The following is a 9387-nucleotide window of genomic DNA, read 5'->3' as shown; positions in this document are numbered from 1 at the left end:
CGAAGAGCAGCCGGTTCCAGTGTGTGGCCTAGACGTCACGCCGCGCTGTCGCGCCCGGACGCCGAAAATTCGGGTGCTAGCGAGAGGCCTTCGTCCCGGCGGGTGAGATGGCGAACCAGCGGTCGTCCACGCCGTGCCCGGTCGTGTCGCCCGCGCCTTCGTCGTCGACGTAGCGGTACACCGGCTTGCCGGCGAGCGTGACCTGCTCCAGGCCGTCCGGACGCTTCGTCGTGCCGAGCAGCGCCTGGTCGAGGCCCGGCGCCTCGATCTTGCCGCCCGCGGCCAGAAGTGGCACCCAGACGAGCGTGCACTCGGGTTCGAGGCAGGTCGACTTCGACGGGCCGTCCTGGGTGCTGAAGTAGAGGGTGTTGTGCTCACGGTCGGCGACGACCGTGCCGACCGCGGGCGACTCCTCGACCCGCAGTTTCGCGATGTCACCCGGCAGCACCTGGGCGGGCCCCGCGACCGGACCGGCAGCGGCCTCCAGTTCGGCCAGCGAGGCGGTCTCCTCTTCCGGCGGTGCGGAACAGGCCCCGAGGCACACCAACAGCGCGAGAACGGCGAATCGGCTCACACGGGTGGTTACGGACAGAGGTGCCCCACCGGTTCAGTGCGACCGCAGGATGGCCGCCAGCATCAGCTCGCGGATCTCCGCGGCGATCTCGTTGATCGCGAGCGGCGGCCGGTGCGCCTGCCACTCCCGCAGCAGCCCCGTGATCGCCCCCACCAGCGCGATCGCCGTGAGCCGGTACGACCGCCGCGGCGCCACGCCCGTGGCCGCCGCACGCAGCGCCTCGGACTCGATGAACTCCGCCCACGTGTTCACCCAGCGCACGTGCTGCTGCTCGATCTCCGCGTTCACGCCCACGGCCTCGACGTAGTTGAGGCGCGGCGCACGGGGATCGGCCGTGACGCTGTGCACGAACACGTCCAGCAGCGTCGTGATCCGGACGGCGACGTCGGTGCTCTCCAGTTCACTGAGCGCGGTGCGGACCTGGGCGAACGCCGTGGCGTTGATCAGGTCGTGCAGGTCGCGCAGCAGGTCCTCCTTCGAGGCGAACTCCTCGTAGAAGTTGCGCGTGGAGACACCGGCCTCGGTGCACAGCCCGGAGATCTTGGTGGCCGCGAAGCCCGCACTGGTGAAGAGCTGGAGGCCTGCCTGCAACAGCTTCGCCCGGCGCTCCGCCTTGCGCTGCTCGGGTGAAATGCCGCCGTAGGCACGGGCCACCGGGGGTGCTCCAATCTGGTAACTGGGCTTGTCAGATTACGTCGGCGCAACCTCCCGCGCACCCCAGGCGTCTAGACCTTTGCGCGGGGGTCAGCTGCCCGTCGCGCTGGGGATCAGGGCGGGGCAACCCCCGGTGGGGTAGCCGGCGTTGTACTCGAAATGCCACTGCTCGTTTTCGTAACGACGGCACCAGCCGAGGCTGCTGCCGTTGTTCTCGACCCATTTCGCGGATTCGATCGGCTGAATGTCGACGGCGAATCCGATCACGTGCATCGAACGGTCCGGCGGGTTCAGCACGTACTTCGACGCGAGTTCTTCGGTGCCGAACTTCTTCACCGCCTCGTCGAATTCGGCCTGCTGCTGCTGGCGGCTGCGCTTGCCGTCGTTCAGGCAGAGCTTGACGCCCTGCTCAGAGGCCTTGGCGCGCAGCGCAAGCCACGCCTTCAGCACCTCGGGCCGCAGGCCCCGCGGCTCCTCGTCGAAGTAGCGCGCGTCGATCGAGCAGTTCGGCCCGTCCGGCGGTCCCGGAACTTCCTCGACAATCGCGAGCGGCTTTCCCGGATGACGGTCGAACACGAGCGTCAATCTGCCCAGGTAACCCAGCGCACCGCCGGCGGAAACCACGAGTGTGACGATCAGGAGCACGCCGAACACGACGCGTCTGGAGGTCTTGGACATGATTCGAATAATACGTCCGCGCGCAACCGCGTCTGTCAGCAACCCGTAACAGTCCGTCGGCAGCTGCGTCTCGGTGAACGTGTCGAGCGCCACATCCATTCGGCCCAATCACGCTTTCGGCGGAGCGCGCAAATGTGATCGGTGAACAGTTGCTGGCCCCTTTCGCTGCGATGAAACATGGTGGCAACATCTGCGTCGGCCGAGAACCGGCCCGTTTTAATGAGGTCTCAGGAGGACCGTTTTCATGTTCGGCCGCATTTTTGCGATCGTCGCTCTGTTCGCGTCACTTTTCGTCTTCACCGGCACCGCGCAGGCCGCCCCAGCCGCACAGTCCCCGTCTTCTTCCCGGGGTGGTACCGCGCTGCTCTTGTCCGCCCAGTACTCGGAGTTCGACGGCGGCGCCTTCAAGGCGACCGTCCTGACCTGCGAACGAGGTGACCGGCACCCGCGCAGGGCCCTCGCCTGCGCGACGCTGGCCTCCGCAGGCGCCGACCTGCAGACCATGCAGGCGGATGACAGGGCGTGCACGTTCCACTACGCGCCCGTCGAGGTCTCGATGTTCGGTTTCTGGCGCGGTGAGCCTGTGAACGAGGTCCACACCTACCCGAACTCGTGCGTCATGCTGGCGCACACCGGTGCCCTCTTCGATTTCTAGGGATCGAACACGGCATCGAAATAAAAATGTGGAGCGGGGCGCGGCAGGGGCGCCCCGCTCCACATTTTGTTGCCGCCGGAATGAGGGCTGCGCCGAATGGCGGACGGCCCGGCCGGTATGCGAGGGTTGGATCATGGCCGCCGCCCCGCGCTTCCCACTGCTGCACTGGACGACCGTCACCCCCGTGCTCGCCTTGCTCCTGCTCGCCCTGACCTGGGGCCGTGACCTCGGGGGCGTGCTCGTCGCTCTCGTCGCCCTGGTGCTCGCCGCGACCGTGCTCGCCGCCGTGCACCACGCCGAGGTCGTCGCACTGAGGGTGGGGGAGCCGTTCGGTTCACTGGTCCTCGCGGTCGCGGTGACGATCATCGAGGTGGCCCTGATCGTCACGCTGATGGTGTCCGGCGGCCCCGAGGCGTCGTCGCTGGCACGCGACACGGTGTTCGCCGCGGTCATGATCACCACGAACGGCATCATCGGCATCGCGTTGCTGCTCGGGGCGATGAAGCACCACACGATCCTGTTCAACGCCGAAGGCAGCGGCGGCGCGCTCGCCACGGTGATGACGCTCGCCACGCTCACGCTGGTGCTGCCGACGTTCACCACGACCACGCCCGGCCCCGAGTTCTCCGGCCCGCAGCTCGCGTTCGCCGCGATCGCCTCCCTCGGTCTGTACGCGATGTTCGTCTTCACCCAGACCGTCCGGCACCGCGACTTCTTCCTCCCCGTCGACGAGGACGGCGTCATCGAGGCCGACGAACACGCCGAGGCGCCGTCCGGCAAGGCCGCGCTGCTCTCGCTCGGCTTCCTGCTCGTCGCGCTGATCGCCGTGGTCGGCCTCGCGAAGATCGAGTCGCCCGCGATCGAGGCCGGCGTGCGCGCCGCCGGGTTCCCGCAGTCGTTCGTCGGCGTCGTCATCGCCCTGCTGGTGCTGCTGCCCGAGACGATCGCCGCCGCACGCGCCGCGTTGCGCGACCGGATCCAGACCAGCATCAACCTCGGTTACGGCTCGGCGATCGCGAGCATCGGCCTCACGATCCCGACCATCGCGCTGGCGACCATCTGGCTCGACGGGCCGTTGATGCTCGGCCTCGGGTCGACGCAGATGATCCTGCTGCTGCTCACGGTTCTGGTCAGCGTCCTGACCGTGGTGCCGGGCCGTGCGACCCGTCTGCAGGGTGGCGTGCACCTGGTTCTGCTCGCGGCGTTCCTGTTCCTGGCTGTGAACCCTTAGCGCCACGGCGCTATGCCGGGATTCGAACCGGTCGCTTGATCCGTTGTGTGCCTGTTTGTCCGGCTCCTACGGTTCGTGGAATGTTGCGTCGCAGGGCACTTCTGCAAACGGCCGCTTTAGGAGCTGTGTCGGCACTGATCGGCAAGTCCACAATGGACGTCCAGCTGATCAGGCCCGGCGACGCCGCCTACAGAGACGCCAAGCTCGGTTACTTCACGCAGTACGACGCTCAACGCCCCAGCGCGATCGCCCGAGTCGCGTCACCGGCGGATGTCCAGCGGTGCATCGAGATCGCACGCGCTGAGCGCACCCGGATCACCGCCCGCTGCGGCGGCCACAGCTATCCCGGCTACTCCACGGCGGATGGTGCTCTCGTCGTCGACGTGCGCGGCCTGAACCGGATCGACGTCCGCGCCGACGGCACGGTCGAGGTCGGCGCGGGCGTGTTGCTGATGGACCTGTACGTCGCGCTGGCGAACGCCGGCCGGATGATGCCGGCCGGCACGTGCGCGACCGTCGGCATCTCCGGGCTGACGCTGGGCGGCGGCATCGGCGTGACCGCCCGGCAGTTCGGCCTCACCAGCGACCGGCTGGTCAGCACGCGGATCGTGACGCCCGACGGCGTGCACCGCACGGTCTCGGCGGCGGAACACCCCGACCTGTTCTGGGCGTTGCGCGGCGGCGGTGGTGGCAACTTCGGCATCGTCACGTCGTTCGTGTTCCGCACCGAACCGGCGCGCAACCTGACGACCTTCACCCTCGCGTTCCCCTCGGCGTCGTTGGCCTCGCTGCTCAGCGTGTGGCCGGACTGGCAGGGCAAGGCGCCGGACGCGCTCACCTCGACCGTGGGCGTGGGCAGCGGCTCGACCCCGTACGTCGAGGTCGGCGGCTGTTTCGCCGGCACGCCGGTGAACCTGAAGCCGTTGCTGGACGACCTGGTCCGTCGCGTCGGCTCGCCGCCGACCTCACGGCGTGAGCAGGAGCAGAGCTTCCTCGTCGCGATGGAACGGTTCGCGTGGTGCAGGGTCAACGACGGCTCGTGCCGCCCGAGTTGGAACGGTGGCGGCGGCTCGCAGTCGCGTGGCAGTTACGTCGCGACGTCGCGGATGCTGACGAAGCCGATCACCGACCCGCAGAAGCTCGCCGACATCTTCAAGAACACCCCGAACTCGTACAACATGATCGACGCCCTAGGGGGCGCGGTCGGCCGTGGTCCGGCTTCCGCCTTCCCACACCGGAGTGCGTTGGCCAGCATCCAGGTCGAACTGACCCTGGCCGCGGGGGAGGCGAACGCGCGGCGTGCGATGGGGGTCGCGCGCGATGAACTCGGCAGGATGTTCGGCGCCACCGGGTACGTCAACTACCTCGACCCGCAGATGCCGGACTGGGCGAACGCGTACTACGGCTCGTCGCTGACCCGGCTTCGTGAGGTGGCGCGGAAGTACGACCCTGATCGGGTCTTTTCCTTCGCTCAAGGCCTCGTGTGAATCCATAAAGCCGAACGGACTATTGTCCTGTTGCGGCGTTCGGCCCTACATTGCGGTAACGCCGGTTACCACAAAGGGGTCCAACGATGCAGCTCCGTGCCGTGCTCGCCGCCGTTCTTCTGTTGTTCACCCTGGTCACGCCCGCAATGGCGGCCGCGCCCGGGGATCTGGTCAGCAGCCGGGAGGTGGCGTGGCACCCGGAACCGCTCAGGCTCCTGCCCGCGCCGGTGAAGGCGTACGACATCCGGTACAACTCCACGTCCGCGACGGGCGACGGCACGGTCGTGTCCGGCATGGTGCTGGTGTCGCCGCTGCCGTGGAACAACGGTCCGCGGCCGATCGTGGCGTACGCGATGGGCACGCAGGGCATGGGCGACCAGTGCGCGCCGTCGCGGCAGTTGCAGAACGGCACCGAGGTCGAGATCGCGTTCCTCGCGCAGGCGATGTTCAACGGCTGGGCGGTCGCGGTGACCGACTACGAAGGCCTTGGCACGCCAGGGGATCACACCTACGCGGTGGCGCGTTCGGAGGGACGGGCGCTGCTCGACGTGGCCCGTGCCGCGAGTGGGATCCCCGGTCTGTCGGCTGACGCGCCGGTCGGCGTTTTCGGTTACTCGCAGGGTGGTCAGGCCGCGTCGGCCGCCGCCGAGCAGTGGAAGTCCTACGCGCCTTCGCTGAACGTCGTGGGTGTCGCGGCCGGCGGGGTGCCGGCCGACCTCAACGCGGTCGCGAAGTTCAACGACGGCAATGTCGGTTCGGGCCTGGTGTTCGCGGCGGCTGCGGGGTACGCCGCGGCCTATCCCGAACTGCCGTTGTCGTCGTTGCTCAACGCCCGTGGCACGCAGGTCATCAACAAGATCCGCGAGTCGTGCGTGGCCGAGATCGCTTTGGTGGCACCGCTCACGCGCCTCAACTCGCTGACGACGACGCCGGACGTCATCCAGAACCCGTTGTGGCAGAAGCGGTTGAAGGAGAACACGCTCGGCTCGGTCAAGCCGGTCGCGCCCGTGTACCTCTACCACGGCACGCTGGACGAGCTGATCCCGTTCGCCGTCGGGCAGAAGCTGCGCTCGCAGTGGTGCTCGCTCGGCGCCGACGTGCAGTGGACGCCGTTGCCGTTGCTCGGCCACGTGACCGCCGTCAGCGCGTGGGGTTCGAACGCCCTGCTGTGGCTGGGTGACCGCTTCGCCGGCAAGCCGACCCGCCCGAACTGCTAGAGGGGAGCCGGAAACCGGCGCCGGAAGGTGAATCCCTCCGGCGCCGGCCCGTTCTGCTTCACCAGGGCGAGCTTCGCGAGAGGGCTCCCCTGCGCCTGCTCTGACATGATCGGCCCATGAGGTGTGTGGTGCTCGACGACTACCAGGGTGTGGCGCTCGCGAACGCGGACTGGTCCGGCCTCGACGTGACGGTGCTGCGTGATCACCTGCCGGATCCGGCAGCGGAACTGGCCGACGCCGAGTGCGTCGTGATCATGCGCGAGCGGACCCCGTTCACCGCGTCGTTGTTCGCTCAGCTCCCGAAGTTGAAGCTGCTGATCACCAGCGGCATGCGCAACGCGTCGATCGACCTGGACGCCGCTCGCGAGCACGGCGTCACGGTCTGCGGCACCGGCAGCGCCAAGACCCCGCCGACCGAACTGACCTGGGCGTTGCTCCTCGGCCTCGCCCGCCACCTGGTCGTCGAGAACGCTGCCTTCCACGACGGCGGCCCGTGGCAGAGCACCGTCGGCGCGGACCTTTCCGGGCGCACCCTGGGCCTGCTCGGCTTCGGCCACCTGGGCAAGGCCGTCGCGCGCGTCGGCAAGGCGTTCGGCATGGACGTCGTGGCGTGGAGCCCCAATCTCACCGCCGAACGCGTCGAACCCGAGGGTGTCCGGCTCGCCGGAAGCCTGCACGATCTGCTGGCGCAGAGCGACTTCGCGTCCATCCACCTGGTGCTGAGCGACCGCACCCGCGGGCTGGTCGACGCGGACGCGCTGGCGTGCCTGAAGCCCACGGCGTTCCTGGTCAACACCTCGCGCTCCGCCATCGTGGACCCCGTGGCGTTGCTGGAGGTGCTGCGGGAGAGGCGCATCGCCGGTGCTGGGCTCGACGTGTTCGAGGTCGAGCCGTTGCCGTTGACCGACGAGCTGCGGACGCTGCCGAACGTGCTCGCGACCCCGCACCTCGGGTACGTCACCGAGGCGAACTACCGCACGTACTTCACCGAGGCCGTCGAGAACATCCACGCGTTCCGCGCGGGTGAACCGATCAGGAAGCTGTAGCGGCCGGTTACCTACTGGTAGTAAGTTCTGCTTCATGACGCCGGACGCTTCCGCGCACATCGACGTCGCTGCCTCGCCGCAGCGAGTGTTCGACCTGGTCAGCGACCTCCGCCGACTCAGCGCGTGCGCCGAGGAGTACTCCGGTGGCAAGTGGCTGAACGCCGCAGGTCCGCGCGTTGGTGCCCGGTTCCGCGGCATCAACAAGCGCGGCTGGCGGATGTGGCCGACGACCTCCACGGTGACCGACTGCTCCGCGACCAGGTTCGCGTTCGAGGTGAAGTCGCTGGGGATGGCGGTGTCGCGCTGGCAGTACGACATCGAGGAGACCGGCGACGGCTGCCGGGTCACCGAGTCGACGTGGGACCGCAGGCCCGGCTGGTACGTGCCGATCACGCAGCTGGCGACCGGGGTCAAAGACCGCGCTGTCACCAACCAGCGCAACATCGAGGCGACGTTGCAGCGCCTGAAGCGGACCGCCGAGTCTGCTTGATCGTTCCTGTCCGTTCATCGGCAACCGGACAAAAACGCTCACATCTTCACTCACACTCCAACATGCCTCAACAGCACTGATCAGGGCGTTGAGCTGCAGACATCGGAGGACCGGAACGAGATCCGGTCGCGTCTGACCGTTGAAAACGCTCTCATCAGCGTGGGAACGTGGCCGAACGACCGTTGACACCGTCGTAACGCCAGCGTTCAATCCCCGTCAAATATCCTATAGGATCAGAGATCCGAGGAGTTGGCGTGGCAAAGGTCCGACGAGCCGAGGCGTTCCAGGTCGACGTTCCGGTGGAGACTCTGCGCACCGACGCGGTCCAGCAGTTCATCAAGCAGGAGACCGTCTTCGTCGAGGTCGAGACCGACGACGGGCTCACCGGTCTCGGGTACGCCTACACGATCGGCACGGGCGGTAGCTCGGTCCTCGCTCTCCTGAAGGACCACCTGCTGCCTCGCCTCGAAGGCGTCGACGCTCGCCGGATCGAGCACGTCTGGCACGACCTGTTCGCCTACACGCGGTCCACGACGGTCGGGGCGATCACCTCGCTGGCGCTGGCCGCCGTGGACACCGCGTTGTGGGATCTGCGCTGCCTGCGAGCTCAAGAACCGTTGTGGCGCATGGCAGGCGGGTTCCGCCAGGAGGTCCCGCTGTACGACACCGAGGGCGGCTGGCTGCACCTGAGCACCGAGGACCTCGTCGCGGGCGCCAAGGAGACGGCCGCGCAGGGCTGGCAGGGCATCAAGATGAAGGTCGGCAAGCCTGATCTCACCGAGGACGTCGAACGCCTCGAAGCCGTCCGGGCGGCGGTCGGCGAGCGGTTCGCGATCATGGTCGACGCCAACCAGTCCATGACCAGTGCCGAAGCCATCCGCAGGGCCGACGCGTTCCGGAACGTCAACCTGACCTGGCTCGAGGAACCACTGCCGGCGGACGACGTGAGCGGGCACGAGAGGCTCGCCCGGAGCACGAGCATCCCGATCGCGGTAGGGGAGTCGATGTACTCCGTGGCGCAGTTCCGCGAGTACCTCGAACGCGGTGCCGCCTCGATCATCCAGGTAGATGCGGCACGGATCGGTGGCATCACGCCGTTCCTCAAGGTCGCGCACCTCGCGGAGGCCTTCAACGCCGATGTCTGCCCGCACTTCCTGATGGAGCTGCACGTCAGCCTCGCGGCCGCGTTGCCGAACGGGAAGTTCGTCGAGCACATCCCGCAGTTGCGCGGGATCACCAAGAGCGAGATGACCGTCCGCAATGGACATGCGCTCGCCCCTGACACGCCAGGTCTTGGGATCGACTGGGACCGCGACGCGATGGACGACCTTCGAGCCACATGAGTAGTCGCAGCC

The 9387-nt window shown here is 68.0% G+C and carries 10 protein-coding genes; 7 read left to right on the top strand and 3 right to left on the bottom strand.

The window, feature by feature from the left end; all coding sequences use genetic code 11:
* Nucleotides 1-76: 76 nt before the first annotated feature.
* The 3 genes from OG205_RS14140 to OG205_RS14130 all read right to left on the bottom strand — a co-directional run bounded on the left by OG205_RS14140 (nt 77) and on the right by OG205_RS14130 (nt 2005).
* The gene (locus OG205_RS14140) at nt 77-574 is read right to left on the bottom strand and encodes a COG4315 family predicted lipoprotein (protein WP_330276691.1); all 498 of its coding nucleotides are present in this window, start codon (nt 572-574) and stop codon (nt 77-79) included.
* Nucleotides 575-607: 33 nt separating this feature from the next.
* On the bottom strand, nt 608-1228 hold the full coding sequence (locus OG205_RS14135) for a TetR/AcrR family transcriptional regulator (protein ID WP_330276690.1): 621 nt from the start codon (nt 1226-1228) through the stop codon (nt 608-610).
* Nucleotides 1229-1318: 90 nt separating this feature from the next.
* Nucleotides 1319-2005, bottom strand: coding sequence for a D-alanyl-D-alanine carboxypeptidase family protein (locus tag OG205_RS14130; protein WP_330276689.1), 687 nt, complete (start codon nt 2003-2005; stop codon nt 1319-1321).
* 145 nt (nt 2006-2150) lie between these two features.
* Between OG205_RS14130 and OG205_RS14125 the strand changes: the two genes are divergently transcribed.
* The 7 genes from OG205_RS14125 (at nt 2151) to OG205_RS14095 (ending at nt 9375) form a co-directional block, all read left to right on the top strand.
* Nucleotides 2151-2561, top strand: coding sequence for an SSI family serine proteinase inhibitor (locus OG205_RS14125; protein ID WP_330276688.1), 411 nt, complete (start codon nt 2151-2153; stop codon nt 2559-2561).
* Between the two features lie 133 nt (nt 2562-2694).
* Nucleotides 2695-3792: a calcium:proton antiporter gene (locus OG205_RS14120; RefSeq protein ID WP_330276687.1), complete on the top strand. Its 1098-nt coding sequence runs from the start codon at nt 2695-2697 to the stop codon at nt 3790-3792.
* A 125-nt stretch (nt 3793-3917) separates the two neighbouring features.
* Nucleotides 3918-5279: an FAD-binding oxidoreductase gene (locus OG205_RS14115; protein ID WP_330276686.1), complete on the top strand. Its 1362-nt coding sequence runs from the start codon at nt 3918-3920 to the stop codon at nt 5277-5279.
* An 86-nt stretch (nt 5280-5365) separates the two neighbouring features.
* Nucleotides 5366-6496 (top strand): lipase family protein, encoded by a 1131-nt coding sequence (locus OG205_RS14110; protein WP_330276685.1) that lies wholly within the window; start codon nt 5366-5368, stop codon nt 6494-6496.
* Between the two features lie 116 nt (nt 6497-6612).
* Nucleotides 6613-7542: a D-2-hydroxyacid dehydrogenase family protein gene (locus OG205_RS14105; protein ID WP_330276684.1), complete on the top strand. Its 930-nt coding sequence runs from the start codon at nt 6613-6615 to the stop codon at nt 7540-7542.
* Nucleotides 7543-7576: 34 nt separating this feature from the next.
* Nucleotides 7577-8032: an SRPBCC family protein gene (locus tag OG205_RS14100; RefSeq protein WP_330276683.1), complete on the top strand. Its 456-nt coding sequence runs from the start codon at nt 7577-7579 to the stop codon at nt 8030-8032.
* A gap of 254 nt (nt 8033-8286) precedes the next feature.
* On the top strand, nt 8287-9375 hold the full coding sequence (locus OG205_RS14095; RefSeq protein ID WP_330276682.1) for a mandelate racemase/muconate lactonizing enzyme family protein: 1089 nt from the start codon (nt 8287-8289) through the stop codon (nt 9373-9375).
* Nucleotides 9376-9387 lie beyond the last annotated feature (12 nt).

This window comes from Lentzea sp. NBC_00516, from assembly GCF_036346835.1.
In the GTDB taxonomy this organism is placed as follows: domain Bacteria; phylum Actinomycetota; class Actinomycetes; order Mycobacteriales; family Pseudonocardiaceae; genus Lentzea; species Lentzea sokolovensis.
Note: the sequence above shows the minus strand (reverse complement) of the source record. Positions and strands in the feature narration are given on the sequence as shown.